Source organism: Cryobacterium shii (assembly GCF_004402595.1).
Lineage (GTDB): Bacteria > Actinomycetota > Actinomycetes > Actinomycetales > Microbacteriaceae > Cryobacterium > Cryobacterium shii.
Window position 1 is genome coordinate 17,764 of sequence record NZ_SOFY01000031.1, and the last position, 26,260, is coordinate 44,023.

The following is a 26,260-nucleotide window of genomic DNA, read 5'->3' on the forward strand; positions in this document are numbered from 1 at the left end:
CCGCCGCTAGGCGCCGGCACCGACGGCCGCCGGGGCCGCCGCGCCAGGTTGGAAAGGACACGCGGGGTCTTCGCCGAGAGGGTCGCCGCTGTCCGCGAACGCGCGGGCCCGGGATCCTCCGCACAGGTCGGCGTACTCGCACCGGCCGCAGCGCCCGCTGAACTCGGTGGCCCGGATCTGCTTGAGCAGCGCGTTGTCCCGGTAGATCTCGGCCAGGGGTGTCGTGCACACGTTTCCGAGGCCGAGGGGCAGGAAACCGGCGGGGTAGACCTCGCCGTCGTAGGCGACGAATACGATGCCCTTGCCGTCGCGGGTCGACGCGGTCTGGGCGCGCGGCAGGCCGGCGGGCGGTCCCATCAGGGTTTCGAGCCTGGCGGACAGCGCGCGGTACCGCTCGCTTGCCGGCGCCGGGTCGCCGGCGCGGCGCCGGGCGACGACGCGACGGAAGAAGGGAGCCTCGACCGTGCGCACGATGAAGCCGTGCTGGGAGGCATCGAAGAGGAAATGGCAGATGTCCTCGTGCTCGGCCGGGGTGACGGCTTCGGTCGAGACGCCTCGGCCGACCTGCACCAGGAAGAAGACCTCCCAGATGGCCGCGCCCGCCTTCTTGATCAGGGCCGCGACATCCGCGAGCTCGCCCACGTTGGCGCGCATGACGGTCGTGTTCACCTGAACGGTGAGTCCGGCCGCTGCGAGGGCACGGATGGCGCGCACGGTGTCGTCGAAGTGGCCCGGAATCCCGCGCACACCCTCATGGGTCGCCGCGACGGCGCCGTCGAGGCTGATCGACACCGCCTTGACCCCGCTCGCCACGATCCGGTCGATCATCAGGGGGGTGAGGGTGGGGGTGACGGACGGGGAGAGCGCCGTGGGCAGTCCCAACCCGGTGGCGTAGTCGACGAGCTCGAACAGGTCGGGCCGCATCAGGCAATCGCCGCCGGTGAGCACCAGAATCGGATACGGTCGGCCGAAGCCCGCCACCTGGTCGATCAGGTCCCGGCCCTGCGCGGTGGTGAGTTCGCCCGGAAGGGCCTGCATGTCGGCGCTGGCCCGGCAGTGCTTGCAGGCGAGCGCGCAGGCGCGGGTCGTCTCCCAGAAGACCAGCATCGGGCGCTTCGCGTAGTCCGGCCCCTTGCCACGACGCGCGGCCGGCACGGCCGGCAGCACGGCGGTCTCCCCGAGCGGGATGCTCAGCCCGCTCATGCGGACGCCTCGCTCCGGGCACGCGCATCGGACAGGACCTGCGCGATGCTGTCGGCGGTGCGCTCTGCGTCCGCCACGCAGCTGGCCAGCCCGACCCCGCGGTAGGCGGAGCCGGTCAGGCGGATCCCGGGCAGCCGGCCGAGTGCCTCCTCGGCGGCCGCGAGCCGAGCCTGGTGGCCGACGACGTACTGCGGCATTCCCTGCGGCCACCGTTCGATGTGCTGTTCGGTCGGGCGCCCGGTCAGGCCCATCGCCTCCACCAGCTCGGCGTGCACCTGGCTGACCAGGGTATCGTCATCGAAGCCCACCCAACGCTGGTCACGGCGCCGGCCCACCATGCAGCGGATGAGGACGGTGTTCTCATCGGCAAGGTGCGGCCACTTGACACTGGACCAGGTGCAGCCGACGATGAGGCGACCCTCTTCTGGCGGCACCAGGAAACCGGTGCCGTCGAGGTCGTGAGCCACCGCGGAGTGCGGGTAGGCCAGACAGATCGTGGCCACGTCGACGTAGGGAATGCCGCCGAGTGCGGCCGCCAGATCCGGCGCCTCGGCGGCGATCATGCCGGCGGCCACGAATGCGGGGATGGCGAGCACGACCGCATCGGCCGGGAAGACGGTCCCATCCTCCAACGCGACCAGGTAGCCGGTGCCGTTCTCGTCCCGTGTCACGGATACCGCGGCACTGCCCAGACGCACGTCATCGCCCGCCACGCGGTCGGCCAGCGCGTCGATCAGGCGGGCCAGCCCGCCGACCAGGGTTACGAGGGCAGCGCCGCCGGTTCCGGCCGGCTTCGGCGCGTTCCGCCGGCGGCGGCGCAGGCCGAGATAGAGACTGCGGTTGGCCCGGCCCAGTGCCTCGATATCCGGTGCGGTGCTGCGAGCACTGAGCTCGTCGGCCCGGCCGGCGTGGACGCCGCCCAGGAGCGGGTCCACGAGCCGGTCGAAAACCTGCCCGCCCATCCGGGGCCGCACCAATTCGGCGATTGTGGGGTCCTCCGGCAGCGCCGCCCGGGTCGGGAGCACGACGTCAAGGGCCGCGCGCGCCAGGCCGAGGGGCGAGAGCAGTCGCGATTTCATCAGCGGCAGCAGCCGGTCGGGGATACCGAACAGGGTGCCGGCCGGGAGGCGGCGCAGCGCGCCGCGCGACCAGATCCGGGCGCCGGACCCGGCCGGGGCCACGACAAGATCACTGAGACCGAGGTCCTCGATCAGTGCCGCCGCCACGGGCGCCCGCACCATCAGGGCGTCGGGTCCGACGTCGACCAGGTGCCCGCCGAATTGCTCGGTCGCGATCTTGCCGCCGAGCCTGGGCCCGGCCTCGACCAGACTGAGTTGCACGTCCGCGCCGAGCCGGCGATGCAGGTAGTGCGCTGTCGCCAATCCGCTGATTCCGCCGCCGACAATGACGATCCGTGGTTGAGAGAGCACTTGTATATTCCTCCAGCTGCCGGTACGTCCAGCGCAGCCGGCAACCGATGGCAATCCTTGTTGCCTCGATCCTACGACCGTCGTGCGGCCCCGTTCCAACCGGGGCACCGGCCGTGGGCGTCGAGTATCAGGCGAATCGCCGCCCGGACCGGGGCCTGATCAGATGACGGATTGCCTGGACGGCCGCCTAATATTCTCGTTTTGGCATACGCTTTTCGGTGGGTAGGGAGACCGCGGCGCGGGCTCGCTCCACCGCCTCGACGGAGCGGGCGACGTCCTCCGCATCCGTCGACCAGTTGCTCACCGATACCCGCAGCACGTCTCTGTCGTGCCAGCGGGAGCCCGACATCCAGGTGACTCCCTCGGCGAGCAGCGCCTCGGTCACCCGGCGGGTGCTCTCGTCGTCACCGAAACTCACGCACACCTGGGTGAACACCACGTCGTTCAGCACCTCGGCGCCCGGGATGCGCCCCAACCCGTCGGCGATGGCCCCGGCCTGGTCGGCCAGGCGCTCCACCAGCGCCACGGTACCGGACCGGCCCAGCGATTTCAGGGCCGCCCAGACCGGCACGCCGCGGGCCCGACGCGAGAGCTCGGGCACCTTCTCGTGCGGATCGCCCGGGCCGCGCTCATCCGCGACCAGATAACTCGTGTGCACCCCGAACGTGGTCCTCAGATCGGCGGGGCGGGCCACGATGGCCATGCCGCAGTCGTAGGGCACGTTGAGGGTCTTGTGCGCGTCGGTGGCCCAGGAATCGGCGGTGTCGAGTCCGGCCAGCTGCTCCCGATAGCGCGGGCTGGCCGCGGCCCAGAGGCCGAACGCGCCGTCCACGTGCACCCAGGCTCCGTGCTGCCGGGCGAGGGCGGCGAGTTCGCCGACCGGGTCGAAGGCGCCGGAGTGCAGGTTGCCGGCCTGCAGGCAGACGATCACGGGCCCCGTGACCCCGGTGAGCGCGGCGGCCAGGGCGTCAGGACGCATCCGGCCCTGGTCGTCGGCCGGCACCACGATGGGCGCGCTGAGGCCCAGGTAGCGCAGGGCTTGGTCGATCACCGCGTGCCGTTCCTCGCCCACGAAGACCTTCACGCGCGGCGATCCGGGCAGCCCGTTGACGGCGACATCCCAGCCGGCCCGGCCGAGCACGTGGTCCCGCCCAGCGGCCAGACCCGTGAAGTTGGCCATCGTGGCGCCCGTGGTGAAGCCCACGTCGGCCCCGGCGGGGAGCCCGAGCAGGTCGAGGATCCAGCCGCCCGCGGCCTCCTCGGCGGCCGCAGTGGCCGGCGTCGCGAACCGCATGCCCGCGTACTGGTCCCAGGCGCTGACGAGCCAGTCCGCGGCCAGGGCGGCCGGCAGCGTGCCGCCGATCACCCAGCCGAAGAACCGGCCGGACGGCATCGCCATCAGCCCGGGTTCGGCCAGGGCGGCCAGCTCGTCGACGACCTGGGCCGGGTCGGTCGGCTGATCCGGCAGGGGCGCAGCGAAGCCGGCGACGAGCGCGTCGGCATCCAGCCGGGGGCCGACGGGCCGGGTGGGAACGGAGGCGAGCCAATCCATCGCGTGCACCCGAGCCCGCTCCAGCGCTGCGCGGTAGTCCTCCGGGCGAGCAGTCATGGCGCGATTTTATCGCCGCGCACCGAGCGCGGAAAGGGTGCTGGTCTCCGGCCGCAGGTCGAGGCGGCGCAGCAGCTGCGCGTTCACGGCGACCACCACCGTCGACGCGGACATCAGCAGCGCCCCGACCTCCATCGGCAGCACGAAACCCACCGGGGCCAGCACCCCGGCGGCCAACGGCACGGCCAGCAGGTTGTAGCCGGCCGCCCACCACAGGTTCTGGCGCATCTTGCGGTAGCTCGCGCGGGACAACTCGATCACCGAGAGCACCGACCGGGGGTCGTCGCTGGCGAGGATCACGCCGGCCGAGGCGATGGCGACATCCGTGCCGGCTCCGATCGCGATGCCGACATCGGCCTGGGCCAGCGCCGGCGCGTCGTTGACGCCGTCCCCGACCATCGCGACCGTGCGGCCCTCCCCCTGCAGTTCGGCCACCTTCGCGGCCTTGTTCTCGGGCCGTACCCCCGCGAACACGCGGTCGATGCCCAGTTCGGTTGCGACCGACCGGGCCACCGGTTCGGCGTCGCCGGTGATCATCACCACCTCGATCCCCTCCGCGTGCAACGCGTCCACGGCCTGCCGGGATTCCGCCCGCACCTCGTCGGCGAGCCCGATCGCGCCGACCACGTCACCGTCCCGGAGCACGTGCAGGACGATGGCGCCCTCCCCGGCCCATGCTTCCGTCTCCGGCAGCGGAGCCCGGTGGTGCCGCCGCAGCAGTCCGGGGCCGCCGACGCTCACCTGCCGCCCGTCGACGAACCCGGTCACCCCGACGGCCGCGGACGCCTGGAACCCGGTGGCCCGCGGCACTTCGAGCGCACGGGACCGGGCCGCGGCCACGATGGCGCGGGCAAGCGGATGCTCGCTGTCGGCTTCCACGGCGGCGGCGAGCGCGAGCGCATCCGTCGGCGACGCGTCGGCGGGGGCAGCGAGGCGAGTGAGAGTCGGCTCGCCCCGGGTCAGCGTGCCGGTCTTGTCGAACAGGACGGCGTCGACCAGGCGCATGCTCTCCAGGGCCAGCCGGTCCTTGACCAGCACGCCGCCCCTCGCGGCCCGCTCGGTCGCGATCGACACCACCAGCGGAATCGCAAGCCCGAGCGCGTGCGGGCAGGCGATCACCAGCACCGTCAGGCTGCGCACGATCGCGGTCTCGGGGGTGCCCACCAGGGTCCAGACGGCCGCGGTCAGCAGGCCGGTGCCCAGCGCGAACCAGAACAGCCACCCGGCGGCCCGGTCGGCGATCCGCTGCGCGCGCGAGGACGAGCCCTGGGCCTCCGCGACCAGGCGCCGGATGCCGGCCAGCGCCGTGTCCTCGCCCACCGCGGTGACCCGCACCCGCAGGGCCGAGTCGGTGGCGACGGTGCCGGCGACGACCTGCCCGCCCGGCCCGCGGCGAACGGGCCGCGACTCGCCCGTGATCATCGACTCGTCGACGTCGGCCGTGCCCTCCGTGACCTCGCCGTCGGCGGGCACGCGCCCGCCCGGCCGCACGATCACGAGGTCGCCCACGGAAAGCTCGGTCGGGGAGACCACGACCACTTCGTCGCCGACCACCCGCTCCGCCTGGTCGGGCAGCAGGGCGGCCAGGGACTCGAGGGCGGTGGAGGTCTGCGCGAGCGAACGCATCTCGATCCAGTGGCCGAGCAGCATGATCGTGATCAGCAGCGCCAGTTCCCACCAGAAGTCGAGTTCGGGGGCCAGGATACCGAGGCTCGCCCCCCACGATGCGGCGAACGCCACCGTGATCGCGAGCGCGATCAGCAGCATCATGCCCGGCGTGCGCGCCCGCAGCTCCGAGACGGCTCCGGTGAGGAACGGCCGGCCGCCCCAGACGTACATCACCGTGCCCAGCACCGGTGAGATCCATTCGATCCCCTGCAGGCCGGGCAGGCGGTAGCCCACGAGCATGGCGAACATGGGGCTGAACCAGACGACCGGAACGGTGAAGACCAGCATCACCCGGAACAGGCGGCGGAACCGGGCCACGTGGTCGCCGTGCCCCGCGTGCCCCGCGTGCCCGGCGTGCCCGGAGTGCCCGGAGTGCCCGGGCGGGCCGGGGGCGGCATGGTCCATCTCAGCGTGGTCGTGCTCCATGCCGCCACGTTATGCCCCTTGGGGATGTCCTGCCAGAGCGCTGCCGCGGCCCGTCCTCAGCGTCCGGTGTTCGCCTCCGGACGCAGCCGGATCAGCCGCTGCGGCCCATCCTCGTCCAGTTCGGCCACGTCGCCGCGCGAGGAGAGGAAGTCGGTGAAGGAACGGAAGCCTAGCGGCTTCTCGTTGAATGAGGGGTCCATCCGGCGCATTTGGTTCTTCACCGATCCGGTGTTCAGCCACTCGTCGGCGTCGCCTTTCGCGTGACCGATCTGCAGGGCCCGCACGAGGAGCTTCGTCGCGATGGTCTGCGGGTCGGTGTCATCGGCCGGTTCGGGCTCGTCGTATTGCGAATCGTCGGTGTGCGAGAACATCGGGATCGTCGTCAACTGGCGCACCGGGATCGGGGTCGTCTGGGGCCCGGCCACCTCGGGTTCCGGCGCCGCCCTGCCCGACGGGGGCTTCTCCGCCGTCACCGGCGCGGTCACAGCGGCGGCCGCCGCGGTGGCGGTCACCTTCGCGATTCCCGGCAGGGAGTCATAGTCCTCGAATTCGTCACAGGCGGCCGCGAGCGAGGTGCTCGTCGACCCGGCGACTCCGATGCCGACGACGAAGCGGCCGAGCCTCTTCGACTTCTGGGCGAGGGCGATGTAATCGGAGTCCCCCGCGACGATGATGATGTGGGTGAGGTCGGGCAGCCGGAACAGGTCTTCGACCACGTCGACGGCGAGACGGATGTCCGCACCGTTCTTCGTTCCCCGCGTGGTCGTCGTGAACAGCTGGGTGAGGTCGACGGCTCGGGACATGAGCTGGCGTTGGTAGCTCGCGTTGACGGGCACCGACCAGTCGGCGTACGCCCGGTTGACGACCAGGGTTCCGAATGACGCGGCGAAGTCGATGATCGCGTTGAAGTCGACCGTCGCGGCGTTCAGCCGCGTGGTGACCAGGGGGTCGGAGGCAGCGCTCGATCTGTCGAAATTGCGGATGCCATCGCGCTGGAAGGCATTGCGGCCGTGCAGTTGCTGGTATCGAGAGATGACGATGTTGTCAAAGTCGATGTAGAGGCCGACGCGTGAATCGCTCGGTTCAGTCATGTGATGGGTTCCTTAGCTACCGGCGCACGAATCGGTCCGGGCCCGGCACTTCAGTCTGCTGCGACCGACGCGAGAACAGCAACTCTCCGTCCTGTGACTTCGCCGACGGATGCTCAGAAAGCGCGCACCGTGAGGTGGTTGTGCACCTCCGACACGTGCGGCGACCGCCAGGCGGCCTTGCCGGCCTGTTTCTTCTCCGCCCAGGACCGCACCGAGCCGGTGAGCGTCACCTCGCTGCCCTGGATGCCGACCGCGATGTTGTCGGCGTCGAGCTGGGCGCTGCGCAGGATGGCCTTGTGGATCAGTTCCTCCGTGTCGGTAGCCGACGGGCGCCTCGTCAGGCCGATCCGGCTGTCGACGAGGTGCACCCCCGAGATGCGCTCCACGGCTGCGCGGGCGGCTTCTCGTTGGTAGTTCCAGTCGACCGTGCCGGACAGCGTCACGATGTGGTCCCGCGCCTCGGCCTTCACCGCGTCCCGGGGGATGCCGGCCGTCCAGGAGAGCGCGTTCTGCACGGCACGGGCGATCTCGGTGTCGGTGTGCTCGGCGACCGCCGAGGAGCGCACCGTGAGGTCGTCGGCGACGGCGGTCACGCCGCGCACGCGCAGCGCCGCCTCGGTCGCGGCGATCCGCTCCGCGTGGTTGCTGACCTCTCCGGCCAGGGTCACGACCCCGTCGTTGACGGAGACGCCGATATGGGCCGGGTCGAGACCCGGCATCCAGTTCAGTTCGTCGCTGACCTCGGCCTGCACCTCGAGGTCGTTCGGTTCGTCCTCTGTTGTCGTCATGCGCCCAGCATGGGCCTGCGCGGCCCGGCCGTCTAGGGCCGGGGTGCCGAATCCGGCGAACGGGGCCGGCGGGTGGAGAATGCGACTATGACCAACGTCGATCCAGTCCCGGTTTTCTTCCTCTCGGACAGCACGGGCATCACAGCGGAAACGCTGGGGAACACCCTGCTGACCCAGTTCCCGGAGATCGACTTCGACCGCACCACCATCCCCTTCATCATGGACGTGGCCCAGGCACAGTCCGTGGTCGCCACCATCGACGGCGTGGCCGCGCACGGCGGCCACAAGCCGATCGTGTTCTCCACGGTCGTGACCAGCTCCATCCGTCATACCCTGGCCGAGTGCACCGGCACCCTGGTGGATCTGCTCGGCACCTATCTGGGCCAGCTGGAGCAGGCCCTGGCCACCCGGGCCAGCAACGAGCCGGGGCGGGCGCACGGACTCGGCAACGCCGCCCGCTACCAGTCACGTATGACCGCGGTGGAATATGCCATGGAACATGACGACGGCCAGAGCCTCCGCGCCCTGGAGAAGGCCCAGATCATCCTGGTGGCGCCCTCGCGGTGCGGCAAGACGCCCACCACGATGTACCTGGCCCTGCAGCACGGGATCTTCGCCGCGAACTTCCCTCTGGTCGACGAGGACTTCGAGCGCGAGGGTCTGCCCAAGCCCCTGCGCCCCTTCGTGGACAAGTGCTTCGGCCTCACCACCAACCCGTTGCGGCTCAGCCAGGTGCGCACACAGCGGCGGGAGGGGTCACCCTACGCGTCCCTGCGCCAGTGCGGGTTCGAACTGCGCAGCGCGGAGCGACTGTATGCCTCCCACGGCATTCCGTTCCTCAACTCGGCGAGCATGTCGGTGGAGGAGATGTCCGCCACAATCCTGCAGCAGATGAAACTCAAGCGCTGAGGCACCTGACACTATGGAAGCAGGGACTCGCCCACGACGACGAGCCACCTCACCTCGCGGCCGCACCCCTGGCCGCACACCTGCAAGGGAGCAGAAACATGACGACGGACATCCTCTGGTTTTCAGAAATCGGACTCACCGACCTGGATCGCGTGGGAGGCAAGAACGCCTCCCTGGGTGAGATGGTGCAGAACCTGACGTCCGCCGGGGTCAAGGTGCCAGACGGCTTCGCCACCACGGCCGACTCGTACCGCCGGTTCCTGGCCGATTCCGGCCTCGACCGGAGGATCATCGAGCGCCTGCGGGGCCTCGACATCGACGACGTCACCGAGCTGGCCGCCGCCGGCCAGGAGATTCGCACCCTGATGCGCGACACCCCCTTCCTGCCCGAGTTCGAGGCTCAGATCCGGGCCGCCTACGCGACCCTGGTCGGCAAGCACGAGGGCTCGGAGGAGCTGTCCTGGGCGGTTCGCTCCAGCGCCACGGCCGAAGACCTCCCCGATGCGTCCTTCGCCGGCCAGCAGGAGACGTTCCTGAATGTGCGCGGGATCGAGAACATCCTGCCGGCGATCAAGGATGTCTTCGCCTCGCTCTACAACGACCGTGCCATCGCCTACCGGGTGCACCACAACTTCGAGCACGCCGAGGTGGCCCTCTCCGCCGGGATCCAGCGCATGGTGCGCGCGGACATCGGATCCTCCGGTGTCATGTTCACCATGGACACCGAATCCGGGTTCCGGGACGCGGTCTTCATCACCTCCTCCTACGGACTCGGCGAGGCCGTCGTGCAGGGCGCCGTGAACCCGGACGAGTTCTACGTCTACAAGCCGGCCCTGCTGGCCGGACGGCCCTCCATCCTCAAGCGCACCCTCGGCGAGAAGGCGCTGCAGATGACGTTCACGCAGAACCGTGAAATCGGCCGCACCATCGACTTCGTGCCGGTGGAGGCCCGCCAGCGCAACCTGTTCAGCATCACCGACGCCGACGTGGAGGAGCTCGCCCGCCACGCGCTGGCGATCGAGGCGCACTACGGGCGACCGATGGACATCGAGTGGGGCAAAGACGGCCTCGACGGCGGCATCTACATCCTCCAGGCGCGCCCGGAGACGGTGCAGTCGCGGGCGTCCGCGGTCTCGATGAGCCGGTTCAAGATGCATGAGACCGGCAAGGTGCTCGTCGAGGGCCGCGCCATCGGCCAGCGGATCGGCGCCGGGCCGGTGCGCATCCTCTCGTCCATCGACCAGATGGCGAGTTTCACGACCGGGGATGTGCTCGTCGCGGACATGACCGACCCGGACTGGGAACCGATCATGAAGCGCGCCAGCGCCATCGTGACCAACCGCGGTGGCCGCACCTGCCACGCGGCGATCATCGCCCGCGAACTCGGCATCCCCGCGGTCGTCGGCACCGGTACGGCCACCGACGTCCTGTCCGACGGCCTCGAGGTGACGGTGTCCTGCGCCGAGGGCGAGAGCGGCCTGATCTACGAGGGCATCCTCGACTTCGGCATCGAGGAGACCGCGCTCACCCTGCTGCCGCCGGCGCCGGTCAAGGTGATGATGAACGTCGGCACGCCCGAGCAGGCGTTCACGTTCGCCCAGCTGCCCAACCACGGCGTCGGCCTGGCCCGGCTCGAGTTCATCATCAACCGCCAGATCGGGATCCACCCAAAGGCGCTGCTGAACCTCGCGGACCAGCCGGCCGACGTCGCCGCAGAGATCAACACCCGCATCGCCGCCTACGGCAGCCCGCGGGAGTTCTACATCAAGCGGCTGGCCGAGGGTGTCGCCACCATCGCGGCCGCGTTCGCGCCGGAAACCGTGATCGTGCGGATGAGCGACTTCAAGTCGAACGAGTACGCCAACCTGATCGGCGGCCCGGCCTACGAACCGCACGAGGAGAACCCGATGCTGGGCTTCCGCGGGGCGTCACGCTACCTGGAGCCGTCCTTCCGGGACTGCTTCGACCTCGAGTGCGAGGCGCTCTCGTTCGTGCGCAACGAGATGGGACTCACCAACGTCAAGCTGATGATCCCCTTCGTGCGCACCCTGGACGAGGCGCGCGGAGTGATCGACCTGCTGGCCGAGAACGGGTTCCGCCGGGGTGAGAACGGCCTCGAGATCATCATGATGTGCGAGCTGCCGGCCAATGCGCTGCTGGCCGACGAGTTCCTCGACCACTTCGACGGGTTCTCCATCGGCTCCAACGACATGACGCAGCTGACCCTCGGCCTGGACCGGGACTCCGCGATCGTGGCCGGCGGTTTCGACGAGCGTGACCCCGCCGTCAAGAAGCTGCTGAGCATGGCGATCGCGGCCTGCAAGGCCCGCGGCAAGTACGTAGGAATCTGCGGCCAGGGTCCGAGCGACCACCCCGACTTCGCCGAGTGGCTGGTCGAGGAGGGCATCGACTCCGTGTCCCTGAACCCGGACACCGTGGTCGACACCTGGCTGCGCCTGGCCGCCGCCGCGGCGGTCGAGGTCCCGGCGGTCTGACGCGAGGCGGGCCGACGCGGGGCGGTCCGGCTCGGCGCGGGCGTCAGAGGGGGCGGATCAGGTCAGGGCCGCCGTTCGGCACGCCCGCCTGGAGCTCGACCCGGTTCACCGATGTGGACACCGGGTAGCAGTCCAATTGGCCCGCGATGGCGGCCGAGTCGCTCTCGAGCATCCCCAGCAGCTCCTTCGCGCCGAGGCCGTCGCCCAGCCACGCGTCGTAGGAGCCTGCCCACAGGGCCGCCGGCATCCGGGCGAGGCTCGAGGCCCGGCGCGACGCGCGCGTCGCGGGTGATGATCGACATCGACAGCCGCCACCGGCGCGGATCCTTCTCGGCCAGGGACGGATCCGGCCAGGCGCACACGATTCCCGCCATCGCCAGCGGATGCTGCGGCTCCCGGATGAAGTACGGCTGCTTGCCCGATTCCTGTTGCTCCCACTCGTAGTAGCCGGTGGCGAAGACGATGCAGCGTGACTTCAGGAACGGATTCTTGAACAGGCCGAGCCGGTCGACAGACTCGATCCGCGCGTTGAAGACCGGCTTCCCGCCGCCGAAGGTCGGCGATCCGGGCGCGACCATGCCCCAGCGCACGTCCGCGACCTCTCGATCACCGTGACGTTCACGCATCACCGGCACCTCGTTCGTCGGCGCGATGTTGTAGTGCGGCTGTCGCTCTGCGAGCGTGGCCGGCTGCGCGCCGGGCTGCTTCGGGTCGAGCTGCTGCTCCGCAACCAGGAAGTCCAGCAGCTGGTACACCGTGCCATCCATCGCGAATCGACCGCACACCGCCGACCTCCGTCCTTTCGTCCCCTCCAGTAAACCCCTCCGCGCGAGCCTCTGCCGGAGTCCACGGGTCAGAAGCGACCGGGCCTCATCCGGTGCACCAGTCCGGCATGAAGCCGGACACGCTGCGCGTGCTGGTGCCGGTGGCCAGGTCGACGAATGTGGTGCTCATGCCGGAGAACGCGGGCACCTGCCGGTAGGCGTCGGCCCGTCCGCTGCCCGCAATCGTTTCGACCGCGAGGTACTGGCCGTTCGGGGAGGCGCAGACGTCGCGCACACGGGAGGACTCCGACGCGGGCGTGAAGACCACGTTCGAACCGTCATCGTCGGTGACGGCGATCAGGGAGATGAGGTCGTTGATTCCCGTGCTCTCCTGCAGGTACAGCCGCGCGTACCGCCCCTGCTCGTTCAGCAGGATGAGTTTGCCGGGGTACGCGGCCTCGTCGAGCGGGCTGGGCGCCAGCTCGAAGGGCGTCACCTCGCCGTCGGCGAGGTCGAGGGTCGAGCCCCGCTCGGGATCGGCCAGGATCAGCGCCCGGGAGCCGGGAACGAAGCCGCGCATCTCGGCGTGCACGCCCAGGGGCTCCAGCGCGCCGTCACCGAGCACGTCGACCAGGAACAGGCTGTGGCCGGAGTCGTGCACGACCAGCGAGGCGGTGTCCGGCACGAACGCCAGGTCCATCGCCTCCACCGCCGGCCCGTCGGCGCCGGCGACCTCCTCCGGGAGTCCGGACTCCGCGGTCAGGTCGTAGATGAAGGGCGTCTTCTGATGACGGCGCCCTTCTGCGGCCGGGCCGCTGGTGAAGGTGTAGGCGATGAGGTGCCTGGAGGGCGACGCCTGCAGGTTCTCGACCGTGCCAGCCGAGGGCAGGGGCAGCCGCACCGTCTCCCCGATCGTCTCGCCGCCCGCGAACGAGACCACCTCGATCGCGGCCGCGGCCGCGTCGTCCAGGGTGACGGCGGCGAGATGGGAGTCCAGCGCGACATACTGCTGGATGCGCGGGGCGCTGAACACGACCTCACCGTCGCCGCGGCCGCGCAGGGTGGTGCGCCGAACGGTGTCCGGCAGCTTCGCCCCGTCCTCCCCCACCCGGTCGTCGCGCTGCAGGGCGTAGAGGCCGGGATCGGGGGTCGTGAACCGGTAGTCCAGCGTGGCAGCGGCGTTCCGGGCCGACCCCGCGACATCCGTGACCGTGACGGTGTACTCGGTGTTGTAGCGAAGGATGCCGGTGAACCGCACCGTGAGTTCGGCGCCCGACACCGAGGTCGAGACCGCCGTCTTCGGGGTCACGGACACCTGGCCGGCCTCGATCTCGGCGAGCGGCTGGTTCGCCGTGAGGCTCAGCCGGGATCCGGCGTGCACGATGGACCGGTCGAGGTCGATCTCGGCGGAGGCGAGCCGGGGCGCCTGGGCGAAGTTCACCGCCGCACCGGCTGCCGCGAGGCCCGCCACCAGCACCACCAGCACCACGACGACGAGACCGAACGAGCGGGTGAAGCGCCGGTTCGCGCGCCGGTCGGAGCGGATCATTTGAGTAATCGTAGCGGGCCGATCGACGCCATCCTCGCCGGATAAGCCGGGCACTCAGGCCGGGGGCTTAGGATCGATGATGTATTCAGGCGCATGCTGCCCGCCAGCCGGCCGCATCGTCGTCAATTGCGTTCCCCCGCCATTGGCGCCCATGATGACGATCCACCCCGATCGAGATCGTGACCTACTGACCGATTCGATCACCCCCCCCCNCCCCCCCCCCCCCCCCCCCCCCCACTTTGGCACCTACCCAGCAAGGCTCCCCATGACATCCACGCAATATTCTCTGTCGTGCGCCGAAACGCGCGACCGCCTCCTGACCCTGCGCGGCGTTCTGTTCGACCTCGACGGAGTGCTCACGCCCACCGCCGACGTTCACATGGCCGCGTGGTCGCGACTGTTCACCCCGTTCCTCGAGGAGCAGGGCGTGAGCCCCGCCTACAGCGACGCCGACTACTTCCGCTACATCGACGGCAAGCCCCGCTATGACGGCGTGCGCTCCCTGCTTTCCTCCCGCGGGATCACCCTGCCCGACGGGGATCCGACGGATGCCCCCGAACTGAACACCGTCTGCGGCCTCGGCAACCGCAAGAACGAGGCGTTCAGCGAGACGCTCGCCGAAGACGGAGTCACCCCGTACCCCGGATCGATCGAGTTCCTCGACTACGTCGTGTCCGCCGGCCTCGCCGTGGCCGTCGTCACCAGCTCCCGGAACGGGGAGAAGACCCTCGCCGCCGCCGGCATCCGGGGCCGCTTCGAGATCCTCGTCGACGGTCTGCTGTCCGCCGAACGCGGCCTCGCCGGCAAGCCGGCCCCGGACACCTACGAACTGGGCGCCAAGCTGCTCGGGCTCACCGCCGCCGAGTGCGTCGTGGTCGAGGATGCGCACTCCGGCATCCAGGCCGGCCGGGCCGGCAACTTCGGCCTGGTGCTCGGCGTCGACCGCGGCGTCGGGGCGCAGACCCTCCTGGAGGCCGGCGCCGACGTCGTCGTACCCGACCTCCACGACCTCCTGCCCGACGCTTCCCCCGTGCACTCGAACACGTCCCACCCCACGGAGGCCGGCGAATGAACCTGAACCCCGATCCCCTGGACCGCAACCGGTTCCCCGTCGACGAATGGGCCCTGGTGGAGAAGAATTTCTCCGGGTCCGACATGGGCCGCACCGAGACCCTCTTCGCCGTCGGCAACGGCTACCTCGGCCTGCGCGGCAACGTGGATGAGGGCCGCGACGCCCACGCCCACGGCACCTTCATCAACGGGTTCCACGAAACCTGGCCCATCCGCCACGCGGAGGAGGCGTTCGGCTTCGCCCGCGTCGGCCAGACCATCGTGAACGCACCGGATGCCAAGATCATCCGCATCTACGTCGACGACGAGCCGCTCGTGCTCACCAACGCCGACCTGCTCAGCTACGAGCGCCGCCTGGACTTCGCCGACGGCGTGCTCTCCCGCGAGCTGGAGTGGCGCACGCCCTCCGGCAAGCGCGTGTCGATCCGGTCCCGGCGCCTGGTCTCGTTCACGGAGCGCCACCTCGCGATCCTCGAATACGAGGTCACGATGCTCGACGCCGACGCATCCGTCGTCATCTCCAGCCAGATCCTGAACCGTCAGGACGGTGCCAGCGAGTACGACGCGTCGAAGCTGATCTCCGACAAGAAGTTCGACCCGCGCAAGGCGGAGTCCTTCACCGACCGGGTGCTCATGCCCCGGTTCAAGCGCGCGTCCGACGGCCGCTACGTCCTCGGCTTCCGCTGCACGAACTCGGGCATGACGATCGCCTGCGCCGCCGACCACGTGATCGAGACCGTGAACGAGTACGACGTGGACTCCCACATCGACGACGACCTCGCCAAGCACGTCTACCGGGTCAAGGCCAAGCAGGGCAAGACCATCCGCATCACCAAGACGCTCAGCTACCACACCTCCACCGGCGTGCCCACGCACGAGCTCGCCGACCGGTGCGACCGCACCCTCGACCGGGCCCGCGAAGAGGGCACCGCCGTGTTCCTCACCCAGCAGCGCGAGTGGCTCGCCGATTTCTGGGCGCGCACGGATGTCGTCGTGCACGGTCAGCCCGCGCTGCAGCAGGCCACCCGCTGGAACCTGTTCCAGCTGGCCCAGGCATCGATGCGCGCAGACGGCCAGGGCGTGTCCGCCAAGGGCGTCTCCGGCTCCGGCTACGGCGGGCACTACTTCTGGGACACCGAGGTCTATGTCGTGCCGTTCCTGACGTACACGTCGCCGAACGCCGCCCGCAGCGCGCTCCGGTTCCGCCACTCGATGCTTGACCACGCCCGGGCCCGCGCCACGGAGCTGAACCAGCTCGGCGCCTTGTTCCCGTGGCGCACGATCAACGGCCTCGAGTCCTCCGCGTACTACGCGGCCGGCACCGCGCAGTACCACATCGACGCCGACATCTCCTATGCGCTCAGCCAGTACGTGGCGGCCACCGGCGACGAGGACTTCCTCGCCCGCGAAGCCATCGACATCCTGGTGGAGACCGCGCGCATGTGGGCCGACCTCGGCTTCTGGCGCGGCAACGGCAAGGATGTCTTCCACATCCACGGCGTCACCGGGCCCGACGAGTACACGACCGTCGTCAACGACAACCTGTACACGAATATCATGGCGCGCTCGAACCTGCGCACCGCGGTGACGGCGGTGCGGCGGCTGCGCTACATCGATGTGGAGTCGTACAACTCCATGGTCGCCAGGCTCGGCCTGGACCTGGCCGAGGTCGCGGAATGGGCGTTCGCCGCCGAGGCGATGCACATCCCGTTCGACGAGACCCTCGGCATCCACCCGCAGGACGCCCAGTTCCTGGAGAAGGAACGCTGGGACCTCTCGAAGACCCCGGCGGCTCACCGGCCGCTGCTGCTGCACTATCACCCGCTGGTGATCTACCGCTTCCAGGTGCTCAAGCAGGCGGATGTCGTGCTCGCCCTGCTGCTGCAGGGTGACCAGTTCACGGCCGAGCAGAAACGCGCCGACTTCGACTACTACGACCCGATCACCACCGGCGACTCGACCCTCTCCGACGTCGTGCAGTCGATCATCGCAGCCGAGGTCGGCTACCACGAGCTCGCCCTGAAGTACTTCACCTCCGGGCTGTTCGTGGACCTGGCGGACCTGCACCACAACGCCGCGGACGGCGTGCACGTGGCCTCCGCCGGCGGAGTGTGGAGCGCGCTGGTCTACGGCTTCGGCGGGATGCGCGACCACAACGGCCGCATCACCCTCGACCCGCGGCTGCCCGTGGACTGGGAGGGGCTCAGCTTCCGGATCACGCTCAAGGGCACCCGGGTGCGCATCGACGTGCGCCAGACCGAGGTCGAGATCACCGTCGAAGACGGCGACGAGGCCAAGCTGGCCGTACGCGGCGTTCCCGTGCACGTTCGGGAGGGCCAGCCGGTCACGGTTCCGCTCGCGCACCAGGGCTCACGCGACCCGGGCCAGCCGGCAGCGGCGGCGATCGAGGGTGGCCGCCGTTCCGACGGCACCGTCATCACGTCCTCGATCCCGACGATCGCCCACGAGGCCGATTTCTTCGACGCGATCGACTAGCTCCCGGTCACCGCGGTTCGCCACGACGAGGAACGGCCCCCGACGCACGTTGTCCGGGGCCGTTCTTCGTCCCCGGTTCTTCGTCCCCGCCCTGCCGCCCCAGGTCCCTCCACCCCCGGTCCCTCCGCCCCCGGTCCCTCCGCCCCGGGTCCCAACCAATTCGACGGAGATTTTGCTCTAAACGGCCAGTTTCAAGCGATACGGGTCAGTTTTCGTCAAAATCTCCGTCGAATTCGTTAGTGGGGCCCGACGGGTCAGGCGCGGCAGTTACGCTACAGGGCCGCCCGGATGGCGTCAGAGTAGGCCAGATAGCCGGCGGGGGTGGGGTGGAAGGCATCCGGGCCGGCCATTTGGATCCAGGGGTCCGTGCTCCCGATCCCGTGGCCGGAGAAGGCCTGGGCGACATCGACGTACTCGATGTCCGCGCCCGCGGCCTGGGCCTGGGCGACAGCGCCCTGAATGTTTTGGTTCAGCAGCAATGTTGCACCGTTGAGTTGGTTGATCAGCGGGTCTGTCGTGGATGGTTCGAACAGGTACGGGTAGCCGGTGACGATCGTGTGGGCCTTGGGTGCCGCCGCGTCGATCTGGGCGTAGGTGTCTGCCAGCGAAGCGGCGAGCGCACCCAGGAGGCTGCCGGCAGTGGTGATGGCATTCGAGCAGGTCATTGCGTCCGCCGAGACGCAGACGGCCGCGATCCCGGCGACGTTCAGGTCATTGCCGCCCACGGTCAGTGTCACCAGGGTGGTTCCCCGGTTCAGGGCGGAGAGCTGCGTGGCAGTGACGTCGGTGGTCTTCGCCGAGCTGCAGCTCACGTTGCGCAGCAGGTTGATGCCCTTGACCGCGTCCAGCAGCGCCGGGTAGCCGTTCGGGCTCTGCAGGCAGCCGTCCAGGTAGCCGCCGCCGCCTTGCCCGGCCGCGTAGGAGTCGCCGAGGGCGACGTATTTGCTGACCGGGGCCGTGGGCGCGGCAGTGGCCGGGAGGTCGCCGGCAGCACCCACGCCCGAAGCGGCGAGGACGACGGTGATCACGCTGGATAGGAGTCGGGTTCGTGGTTTCATGACCTGAACCTACTCGCAACGTGCACGGTCCGCAGGACTATCTTTGGCGCGGCCTCAGCGATTCCACTAGGGCGGCCCGCCGCTCGGCCATCGCGGTTTCCTGAGCCGCCCGACGCATCCGTTGCCTCTCCCGTTTAGCTCGGTAGAGTTCCCATCGGCCGCGGTCGATCGCACCGCGGATGTCCATGAGGATGCATTGCCGCCCCTCCCTGGGTACCAGCCCGCTGCGCATCACCGCCGTGGCCAGAATCTCGGCCAGGTCGAGCTGCACGCGCTGTTCCAGGTGATTCGGACGCAACCACGGCGAGGTGAGAAACAGGGGAAGCACGAAGAGCAGGTCCTCCGCGTGCATCGTCCTGGTGAAGGCCCCGTCCGGCTCGAACTGCCGCTCCGCGGCGAGCAACACCCGATCCGGCTCGACCAGGATCCTCTCGCCGTCGGTCTCCAGACATTCGCGCAGGAGTGACTCGACCAGGTCGATCCGTCGTCGTTTGACTCCCGTAGCGCGCTCACGCTCCGCGTGGATGACGTGACCGAGGATGTCGTCGATGGTGGGGACCGAGGGTGTCATGCGCCCAGTGTCACCAGAGCCTCTGACACTGCCCCCGCCGCATCCGGCCGCCGCCTGCCCGGCGTGCTCGCCCGGCGTGCAGAGTTCACCAATTCGACGGAGATTCTGCCCAAATCACTTCGTTTTGGCCGAAATACCGCTTTTTAGAGCAAGTTCTCCGTCGAATTGGTTCGGGCGCTCGGGGACTCTCGGGCAGCGGGGAGCTCTCAGGCAGTGGGTGGGACGTAGCGGTAGTACTCGATGCCCTGGTCGTAGAAGTCGGGCCCGTTGGACGTGCCGAGGTGGTCGACGACGAACACGTCGCTGGGTTCAGCGGCGACGAACTCACCCAGGCGTCCCTCGTGCAGGGCGATGTACTGCGCCTCGGTGAGGTCGATCGGGTCGTCCAGCGCGCTCTCGAAGTTGATCCGGGCCGCCGCATCCTGCCAGCCCGGCACGACCCGCATCGGCAGCGCCTCCGCGGCGTCACCGCTGCCGTAGCCCAGGGCCAGCCACTCCTGGCCGGAGAGCTCGAGGCCGTCGGCCAGGGCCTGCTGCAGGCCGGATGCGAGCCACGCCGGCAGAGCCGCCGTGTACAGGTTGCCCAGGTCGCGCATGGCTTCGGAGCCGAGGCCGAGCTTGTCGCGCACCAGGGTGCCCCAGAGTTCGGTGCTGCGCAGGTGCTGGCGCAGGCGGCGCGACAGCGGGAAGACGTCGCCGGTGATTTCGCCGATCTCCGCCCCGTTGCCGTGGAACGGGGAGGGGGCACACAGTTCGGCGAGCAGGAGCTCCGCGTCGATGCCGGCGTCGGCGCAGTGGGCGCGCAGCTGGTCCCGGCCCGATTCCTCGTCGGCCGCCAGCGCGAACAGGTAGGCCATCACCCAGCCGGTCGCGGGCATCTGGTGGTACGGGCGGTGCATGAACACGCGTTCGACCACGTCGAAGTAGTCGAGGGCACGCCCCGGGCGCTTGCGCAGCACGGCCGCCATGGCGTGATGGGTGGCATCGATGTAGCAGCTGGTCGAGTAGCGGCCGTTAAACACGGGAAGGTCCTGCATCTGCCCGTCGTCGCGGGGCGGCTGGCCCCGAAAACGTGCGAACGGCTTGCGGAAGTCCGCCACGCGGTAGTCGGAGTCGCTGCCGGACCCGGCCAGATTCACTTCCAGCAGGCGGGGAGCGGACTCCAGGAGCATGGCAACCGCGCCGGCGCCCTGGGTGGGCTCGCCGCTGCCGCCGCGGGCGTACTCTGCGATGTCGGCGGAGACGACGATCGCCTGGCGGTCCGCGCCATCCGTCGCCAGGTAGCGCAGCGCGGCCTTGACGCCGTAGACGCCGGCCAGGCACGCCTGCTTGAACTCGGGCACCTCGCAGTCCCGGGCCAGCTGCGGCAGGCCGTGGGCGCTGAGGGCATCGTTGACCATGCCCTTGACGATGACGGCCCCGGCCGAGTTGTCACTGCTGGATTCGGTGCCCAGCGCCAGGAAACCGACCTGGGTCGGGTCGATGTCGTAGTCCCGGATCAGTCGCCACACGGCGTTGGCGGCGAGCGTGTACACGCTTTGACCGGGGCCGCGCATGCGGAAACTGCGGCCGACGACGTTCTGCACCTTGTTCCAGGGTTGATCGTTCCACTCGCACCAGTCCTCCAACTGCACACGGTACGGCGGGACAAACAGAGAGAATCCACTAATTCCAGGCGTCAAGAGGTTCCACTTCGCGGCTCGCGTGCTCGTTCACCCACACCGGGCATAAAACGCACCCTTACATTATGAAGGGAGCGGTTTGAGATGTGCTGTGCGAATAGCGGCTGAACATCGATCTGCGGCCCCGGTCAGGCACGCTAAAATCGAGGGAATTCGATCGGAGCACCACTGTGGATCAACTCATCAATGGTGGCGCCACCGCCGCGGCCCGTGCGCACAGCAATATCGCGCTGGTCAAGTACTGGGGCAAGCGCGACGCCACCTTGAACACCCCCGCCGTCGGCTCGATCTCGGTCACCCTCGACGCCCTCTATACCGACACCCGGGTGACCTTCCGCAGCGATCTCACCGACGACGAGCTCTGGCTCGACGGATGCCGCAGCGACGCCACCCGCGTCCGTCGCGTGCTCGATCTGGTGCGCGGGTATGCCGCCAGCGCCGGTCACCCCGCCGGCGGACAGCACGCCGTCGTCTCCTCAACGAACAACTTCCCGACGGGAGCAGGCCTGGCCTCGTCGGCATCCGGGTTCGCCGCCCTCGTCGTGGCCGCCACGGGCGCCGCCGGCCTCGCCCTGCCCGCCCGGGAGCTGTCCATCCTCGCGCGCCACGGCTCCGGTTCGGCGGCCAGGTCGATCTTCGGCGGTTTCGCCGAGATGCACGCCGGCACCGCGTCCGACGGGTCGGACTCGTACGCCGAGGAGCTGCAGGGCCGGTCCGCCTGGCCGCTCGCGGTGGCCGTGGCCATCACCGAGCGCGGCGAGAAGTCGATCAACTCCACGATCGGCATGGTCGAGAGCGCGGCCACCTCGCCCTTCTATCCGGCCTGGCTCGACTCGGCCGACGGCGACCTCGCCGAGATGCGGGCCGCGATCGCCGCGCGCGACTTCACCCGGCTCGGGGAACTCACCGAGTACAACTGCCTCAAGCTGCACGCGCTGATGCTGTCGACCCGCCCCGCGCTGATCTACTGGAACGCCGCTACGGTGGCGGCCATGCATGCCGTGCGCGAACTGCGCTCCGGCGGCGTGCCCGCCTACTTCACCATCGACGCCGGGCCGCAGGTCAAGGTGCTCTGCCTGCCCGGTGACGCCGAAGTGGTGCGGCAGGCGCTGGCGGCCGTCCCCGGGGTGCACGAGGTACGGATGAGCACGCTCGGCCCGGGCGCGTACCGGCTGGAGTGAGCTCGTGACGATCCGAACATCCGCGCCCGGCAAGCTTTTCCTGCTCGGCGAGTACGCCGTGCTCGAGGGTGCGCCGGCCCTGTTGACGGCCGTCGACCGACGCGTCCTGGTGTCGATCGACGACATCGACGACCTCAACGACCCGGCATCCGGCGCCTGGCAGCTGACCGCCGCCGGCCTCGGCATCGGCATCGAGAACCTAACCCTGAACACGGATGGCGCCCTGCCCGCGGGCCTCGATCCGCGGCTGCGCGCCCGGCTCACCCTGTTCGACGCCGTGCGCGAAACCGTCCTGGCCCGGGCGCCCCGGCCGGTCCGCCCGCTGCGGATCTCGATCGACAGCACCGCGTTCTCCCGGGGCGGCCACAAGCTCGGCCTGGGGTCGAGCGCCGCCGTGGCCGTCGCGCTGACCGCCGCCCTGGCCCGGTCCGCCGGGCTCGACCTCGGAAGCGAGGAGCTCTTCCGGCTCGCCCACGCGGCGCACCGGAGCGCGCAGAACGGCACCGGCAGCGGCGGCGACGTCGCCGCGAGCGTCTACGGCGGACTGATCGGCTACACCCCGGGCGCCGACCCCGTGCGGCTGCGCTGGCCGGCGGGACTGAGCCTGATGGCCGTCGTCACCGGCGAGGGGTCCCTGACCACCCGGCTGGTCGGCCGCGTCGCCGAGTACGCCGCCACGGATGCCGCGGGGTACGCAGCAGACCTGTCCCGTCTGGCGGGCCTGGCCGCACGAGCGGAGACGGCCCTGGCCGATCCCGCCGGTTTCCTCGGCCTGGCCGCCGACTATTTCGCGGCACTCGCCCTGCTCGACGCCCACGCCGGGGCGGGCATCGTGACGGAGCGCCACCTCGAGCTGCAGGCCTTCGCGCACCGGGAGGGCGGCGTCTTCAAGACCTCGGGAGCCGGCGGCGGTGACGTCGGCCTGGCATTCAGCCTCAGCGGCGAACCCACCGAACGTCTCTCCGCGGCACTCGAAGCCGCCGGTGCCACGGTCGTCCCTCTCGGTTTCTCCGCCCCCGGTCTGCAGGAAGGTTCCCTCGAATGAGCGACTCGCGCATCCCTAAGTTCTATCGTTTATCCGTCCCCGAACGCCTGCAGGTGCTCCACGACCGCGGTGTCCTCAGCGACGCCGATCACGCCGCGCTCCGAGACGGCGACTCCTCCCTCGACGTGGAGACCGCCGACCGTCTGATCGAGAACGTGATCGGAGTGTTCTCCCTGCCGATGGGACTCGGCTTGAACTTCCGCGTCAACGAGCGCGACTACCTGGTGCCGATGGTGGTCGAGGAACCGTCCATCGTCGCCGCGGTGAGTTCCACGGCCCTGCTGGTGCGCCAGGCCGGCGGGTTCACCAGCGTCGCGGACGAGTCGCTGCTGATCGGTCAGATCCAGGTCGTCGACGTCGACGATCCCGAGGGCGCCCGCCTGGCCGTACTCGCCCGCAGCCGGGAGATCATCGCCCTGGCCGACAGCGGGCATCCGAACATGGCGGCCCGCGGCGGCGGCGCGCGCGGCGTCGAGGTGTTCCTGCGCGGGGAGACCGCGCAGAACGGCGAGCTGCTGGTCGTGCATCTCAGCGTGGACACCCGGGATGCGATGGGCGCGAACCTCGTCAACTCGATGTGCGAGGCGCTCGCGCCGTTGATCGAGGAGATCACCGGCGGGCGCGTCTTCCTGCGCATTCTCTCCAACCTCACGGATCGCGCCCTGGTGCGTGCGCGGGCCGTGATTCCGCACGCGCTGCTGGCGACCGGGGAATTCATCGGCGAGCAGGTGCGCGACGGCATCGTTCTGGCGAATGAATTCGCCGCGATGGACCCGTACCGGGCGACCACGCACAACAAGGGCATCATGAACGGGGTCGACGCCGTCGCCCTCGCCACGGGCAACGACTGGCGGGCGATCGAGGCTGCCGCGCACGCGTATGCCGCGCGGGGCATGCGCTACGCGCCGCTGACCGACTGGAGCGTCAACGAGCACGGCGAGCTGGTCGGCGAGCTGACCATGCCCCTGAAGGTGGGAACGGTCGGCGGCCAGGTCGAGTCGAACCCCGCGGTGCGGCTCGCGCGCACCATCCTCGGCGTGTCCTCCGCCCGGGAACTGGCCGAGGTGATGGCGGCCGTCGGCCTGGCGCAGAACCTGGCTGCGCTCAAGGCGCTGTCCACCAGAGGCATCCAGCACGGCCACATGCGGCTGCACGCGCGGGCCGTGGCGGCCGCGGCCGGCGCCCAGGGAGCCAGGTTCGACGAGGTGGTCGAGAAACTCATCGCCGACGGCGAGATCAAGGTCTGGAAGGCCCGGCAGATCATGCAGGCCCTCGACGGCGCCGCGGCTTCCGCCGTGGCCGAGAATGCCGCCGCGACCGAGGGCACCTCCGAAGCCGAGACTCCCGCCGCCGTGACGGCGCCGCGCCCCGCGGCATCCGTCCTCGTCGCGGCGCAGCCTCCGGTCGCCCCCGGCGCCCCGGGACCCGATGCCCACGTCGGGTACGGCAAGATCATCCTGCTGGGCGAACATTCCGTGGTCTACGGCCACCATGCCATCGCGGCGCCGATCGGCCTGTCCGTGCGGGCCGAGGCCACCCGGACGACGTCGTCGGCTGAGCCGGTGATCGCTGACTGGAGCGTGGACGGGTCCTTACGCGAACCGATCCGGGAGGATATCTCGCACCGGGTCGCTGCCCTGATCACCGGGCGCCTCGGCGTGCCCGCCGCGGGCCTCCGCGTCGAGGTCTTCTCCGACCTGCCGCGGGCGAGCGGCCTGGGAGCGTCCGCCGCCTTCGCCGTGGCCGTCATCCGCGCGGTGGCCAGCCGCTTCGACCTGCGGCTCAGCGACGCCGAGGTGTCGAACCTGGCCTTCGAGTGCGAGCGGATCGTGCACGGCACCCCGTCGGGCATCGACAACACCGTCGCCACCTTCGGCCGCCCGGTCCTGTTCCGAAAGACGGATGCCGCCGGCGGGCACGAGATCCACGATATCGTCACGCCCTATCCGATCCCGGTCGCGATCGGGCTGTCCGGGGTGCACGCCCTCACCTCGCAGACCGTCAGCCTGGTGCGCACCGCCTGGCAGAAGAACCCGGCACGCTACGACTCGATCTTCGCCCAGATCGACGCATTGGTCCTGGCCGGGGTGGACGCGCTGCGGCATGGAGACATCGCCGAACTGGGCGAGTTGATGAACATCAACCAGGGTCTATTGAACGCCCTGCAGGTGTCGAGCCCGGAGATCGAGCAGCTCGTGGCCATCGCCCGCCGCGCCGGAGCCCTCGGGGCGAAACTGACCGGCGGCGGGGGTGGCGGCGCCATGATCGCCATCGCCGAACCCGGCGGCACGGAACCGATCATTGCCGCCATGCGCCGCGCCGGGTTCGCCACTTACCTGACGGAGCTCCGTTGACGGCGAGCGACGCGCCGCAATCCGAACCTTAATTCGATTTTTCGGATTCATCTCCTCGCCCTTCGGTGTTCACTCCACCGGCCTGTAAATGCCACTTTTCACAGCGTGGGTGCGGAGTTATCCACAAGTGGAATCCCAGTCAGGACAACACACAGACGGCTGTTTTCACATTTTCTACACAGAGTTGTCCACAGGCCTGTGGAGAGAATCATCTTCTACTCTTTGGGTGCTCGATCTGTCTGACGGGCGCAGCCGGTCCCTTCATCCGAACAGGCACCGCGTAAGCCCGTCGTACCCCCGACTCAGCCGCCTTCTTCTTCCTCTTCCTCCTCGTCTCCTTCCTTTTCTTCGCCGAGCCGTGAGTATCGCCCCCTTTTCGCGCCGGCGGAGGGGCGGTACTCACGGCTCGGCGAAGTTGCGGGCGCCGCGTTATCGCCGCCGCACGCCACCCTGGTGGTCCCACGGGCAACACCAGTCTCAAGTGCCACGGGCGGCGCGGGACGAGCCCGGGCCATCCGCGGCCACGACTCCTCACCTGGAAGCAGGGCGCCGGCAACGGCCTCGACCTGATCACCCGCGTCACCGGCGCCCCGGCCGCGACGTCGGCACCGGCCGTCGCACACCACCTGATTGAGCGCCACGGACTCCAGAAACGACGAAAGGCCCCCGATTGCTCGGGGGCCTTTCTTGTCCGACCGGGGTCTTTCAACCCTGTGTGGGTTGATTGCAGAACTCCATCGGTTGTTGCAAACCCAGCGAAACACCGGCGAGTATCCCGACAAGGGAACGTCAGAATTCGGCAATCCTCTAGCCAAGTCCGCGAAATCCTCTGGCATTCGACTGAAACGGAGGCTCGGCTACGCGGCTTCG

General features: G+C 69.7%; 18 protein-coding genes. 7 read left to right on the forward strand and 11 right to left on the reverse strand.

Annotated features, from left to right (window positions below):
* Positions 1–6: 6 nt before the first annotated feature.
* The 6 genes from E3O49_RS06625 to E3O49_RS06650 all read right to left on the reverse strand — a co-directional run bounded on the left by E3O49_RS06625 (position 7) and on the right by E3O49_RS06650 (position 8,215).
* Positions 7–1,203, reverse strand: a complete 1,197-nt coding sequence (locus E3O49_RS06625; RefSeq protein ID WP_134365194.1) for a TIGR04053 family radical SAM/SPASM domain-containing protein — start codon at positions 1,201–1,203, stop codon at positions 7–9.
* Positions 1,200–2,633: a protoporphyrinogen oxidase gene (hemG, locus tag E3O49_RS06630; protein WP_160141039.1), complete on the reverse strand. Its 1,434-nt coding sequence runs from the start codon at positions 2,631–2,633 to the stop codon at positions 1,200–1,202. The genes E3O49_RS06625 and hemG overlap by 4 nt, the downstream gene beginning before the upstream one ends.
* A 187-nt stretch (positions 2,634–2,820) precedes the next feature.
* Complete coding sequence (locus tag E3O49_RS06635; protein ID WP_134451183.1) at positions 2,821–4,242, reverse strand: pyridoxal phosphate-dependent decarboxylase family protein; 1,422 nt, start codon at positions 4,240–4,242, stop codon at positions 2,821–2,823.
* Between the two features lie 9 nt (positions 4,243–4,251).
* Positions 4,252–6,336 (reverse strand): heavy metal translocating P-type ATPase, encoded by a 2,085-nt coding sequence (locus E3O49_RS06640; protein WP_134451184.1) that lies wholly within the window; start codon positions 6,334–6,336, stop codon positions 4,252–4,254.
* Positions 6,337–6,392: 56 nt separating this feature from the next.
* Positions 6,393–7,427: an NYN domain-containing protein gene (locus E3O49_RS06645; protein WP_134365190.1), complete on the reverse strand. Its 1,035-nt coding sequence runs from the start codon at positions 7,425–7,427 to the stop codon at positions 6,393–6,395.
* 113 nt (positions 7,428–7,540) lie between these two features.
* Positions 7,541–8,215, reverse strand: coding sequence for a BON domain-containing protein (locus E3O49_RS06650; protein WP_134451186.1), 675 nt, complete (start codon positions 8,213–8,215; stop codon positions 7,541–7,543).
* A gap of 87 nt (positions 8,216–8,302) precedes the next feature.
* Here E3O49_RS06650 and E3O49_RS06655 point away from each other — a divergent pair, with 87 nt between their 5' ends.
* The gene (locus E3O49_RS06655; protein WP_134365188.1) at positions 8,303–9,124 is read left to right on the forward strand and encodes a pyruvate, water dikinase regulatory protein; all 822 of its coding nucleotides are present in this window, start codon (positions 8,303–8,305) and stop codon (positions 9,122–9,124) included.
* 98 nt (positions 9,125–9,222) lie between these two features.
* Positions 9,223–11,619, forward strand: coding sequence for a phosphoenolpyruvate synthase (gene ppsA / locus E3O49_RS06660; RefSeq protein WP_134365187.1), 2,397 nt, complete (start codon positions 9,223–9,225; stop codon positions 11,617–11,619).
* A gap of 62 nt (positions 11,620–11,681) precedes the next feature.
* Here ppsA and E3O49_RS06665 read toward each other — a convergent pair whose 3' ends face one another.
* Together E3O49_RS06665 and E3O49_RS06670 are read right to left on the reverse strand one after the other, a co-directional pair.
* Positions 11,682–12,404 carry an SOS response-associated peptidase gene (locus tag E3O49_RS06665; protein ID WP_134404416.1) on the reverse strand — a complete coding sequence of 241 codons (723 nt, stop codon included), beginning with the start codon at positions 12,402–12,404 and terminating at the stop codon, positions 11,682–11,684.
* 85 nt (positions 12,405–12,489) lie between these two features.
* Positions 12,490–13,932: an Ig-like domain-containing domain gene (locus tag E3O49_RS06670; RefSeq protein WP_134402793.1), complete on the reverse strand. Its 1,443-nt coding sequence runs from the start codon at positions 13,930–13,932 to the stop codon at positions 12,490–12,492.
* A 265-nt stretch (positions 13,933–14,197) separates the two neighbouring features.
* Here E3O49_RS06670 and E3O49_RS06675 point away from each other — a divergent pair, with 265 nt between their 5' ends.
* Positions 14,198–15,004 (forward strand): HAD family hydrolase, encoded by an 807-nt coding sequence (locus E3O49_RS06675; RefSeq protein ID WP_134365184.1) that lies wholly within the window; start codon positions 14,198–14,200, stop codon positions 15,002–15,004.
* Positions 15,001–17,499 (forward strand): glycoside hydrolase family 65 protein, encoded by a 2,499-nt coding sequence (locus tag E3O49_RS06680; protein ID WP_134365183.1) that lies wholly within the window; start codon positions 15,001–15,003, stop codon positions 17,497–17,499. The genes E3O49_RS06675 and E3O49_RS06680 overlap by 4 nt, the downstream gene beginning before the upstream one ends.
* 272 nt (positions 17,500–17,771) lie before the next feature.
* Here the strand turns inward: E3O49_RS06680 and E3O49_RS06685 are convergent, their stop codons facing one another.
* From E3O49_RS06685 to E3O49_RS06695, 3 genes are all read right to left on the reverse strand, one after another.
* Positions 17,772–18,557 (reverse strand): SGNH/GDSL hydrolase family protein, encoded by a 786-nt coding sequence (locus E3O49_RS06685; RefSeq protein WP_134365182.1) that lies wholly within the window; start codon positions 18,555–18,557, stop codon positions 17,772–17,774.
* Between the two features lie 37 nt (positions 18,558–18,594).
* On the reverse strand, positions 18,595–19,128 hold the full coding sequence (locus E3O49_RS06690; RefSeq protein ID WP_134404419.1) for a hypothetical protein: 534 nt from the start codon (positions 19,126–19,128) through the stop codon (positions 18,595–18,597).
* Between the two features lie 206 nt (positions 19,129–19,334).
* Positions 19,335–20,810, reverse strand: coding sequence for a hydroxymethylglutaryl-CoA synthase (locus E3O49_RS06695; protein WP_134365180.1), 1,476 nt, complete (start codon positions 20,808–20,810; stop codon positions 19,335–19,337).
* A 170-nt stretch (positions 20,811–20,980) separates the two neighbouring features.
* Between E3O49_RS06695 and mvaD the strand changes: the two genes are divergently transcribed.
* Genes mvaD through E3O49_RS06710 form a run of 3 tightly spaced genes read left to right on the forward strand, consistent with a single transcriptional unit; the run spans position 20,981 to position 25,390 of the window.
* Positions 20,981–21,991, forward strand: coding sequence for a diphosphomevalonate decarboxylase (gene mvaD, locus E3O49_RS06700; protein WP_198416874.1), 1,011 nt, complete (start codon positions 20,981–20,983; stop codon positions 21,989–21,991).
* 4 nt (positions 21,992–21,995) lie between these two features.
* A complete protein-coding gene (locus E3O49_RS16520) occupies positions 21,996–23,036 on the forward strand; it encodes a mevalonate kinase family protein (protein ID WP_134434675.1) in 1,041 nt (346 codons plus the stop codon).
* Positions 23,033–25,390 carry a hydroxymethylglutaryl-CoA reductase, degradative gene (locus tag E3O49_RS06710; RefSeq protein ID WP_134365178.1) on the forward strand — a complete coding sequence of 786 codons (2,358 nt, stop codon included), beginning with the start codon at positions 23,033–23,035 and terminating at the stop codon, positions 25,388–25,390. Before E3O49_RS16520 ends, E3O49_RS06710 begins: the two co-directional genes overlap by 4 nt.
* The last annotated feature ends 870 nt before the right edge of the window (positions 25,391–26,260 follow it).

Bases quoted from the DNA above. Each gene is read 5' to 3' on its own strand.
- E3O49_RS06710 (WP_134365178.1), top strand. From the start codon at position 23,033: ATGAGCGACTCGCGCATCCCTAAGTTCTATCGTTTATCCGTCCCCGAA.
- E3O49_RS06690 (WP_134404419.1), bottom strand. From the start codon at position 19,128: ATGACACCCTCGGTCCCCACCATCGACGACATCCTCGGTCACGTCATC.
- E3O49_RS06685 (WP_134365182.1), bottom strand. From the start codon at position 18,557: ATGAAACCACGAACCCGACTCCTATCCAGCGTGATCACCGTCGTCCTC.
- E3O49_RS06675 (WP_134365184.1), top strand. From the start codon at position 14,198: ATGACATCCACGCAATATTCTCTGTCGTGCGCCGAAACGCGCGACCGC.
- E3O49_RS06645 (WP_134365190.1), bottom strand. From the start codon at position 7,427: ATGACTGAACCGAGCGATTCACGCGTCGGCCTCTACATCGACTTTGAC.
- E3O49_RS06655 (WP_134365188.1), top strand. From the start codon at position 8,303: ATGACCAACGTCGATCCAGTCCCGGTTTTCTTCCTCTCGGACAGCACG.
- E3O49_RS06625 (WP_134365194.1), bottom strand. From the start codon at position 1,203: ATGAGCGGGCTGAGCATCCCGCTCGGGGAGACCGCCGTGCTGCCGGCC.
- E3O49_RS06640 (WP_134451184.1), bottom strand. From the start codon at position 6,336: ATGGAGCACGACCACGCTGAGATGGACCATGCCGCCCCCGGCCCGCCC.
- E3O49_RS06650 (WP_134451186.1), bottom strand. From the start codon at position 8,215: ATGACGACAACAGAGGACGAACCGAACGACCTCGAGGTGCAGGCCGAG.
- E3O49_RS06680 (WP_134365183.1), top strand. From the start codon at position 15,001: ATGAACCTGAACCCCGATCCCCTGGACCGCAACCGGTTCCCCGTCGAC.
- E3O49_RS06635 (WP_134451183.1), bottom strand. From the start codon at position 4,242: ATGACTGCTCGCCCGGAGGACTACCGCGCAGCGCTGGAGCGGGCTCGG.
- E3O49_RS06670 (WP_134402793.1), bottom strand. From the start codon at position 13,932: ATGATCCGCTCCGACCGGCGCGCGAACCGGCGCTTCACCCGCTCGTTC.
- ppsA (WP_134365187.1), top strand. From the start codon at position 9,223: ATGACGACGGACATCCTCTGGTTTTCAGAAATCGGACTCACCGACCTG.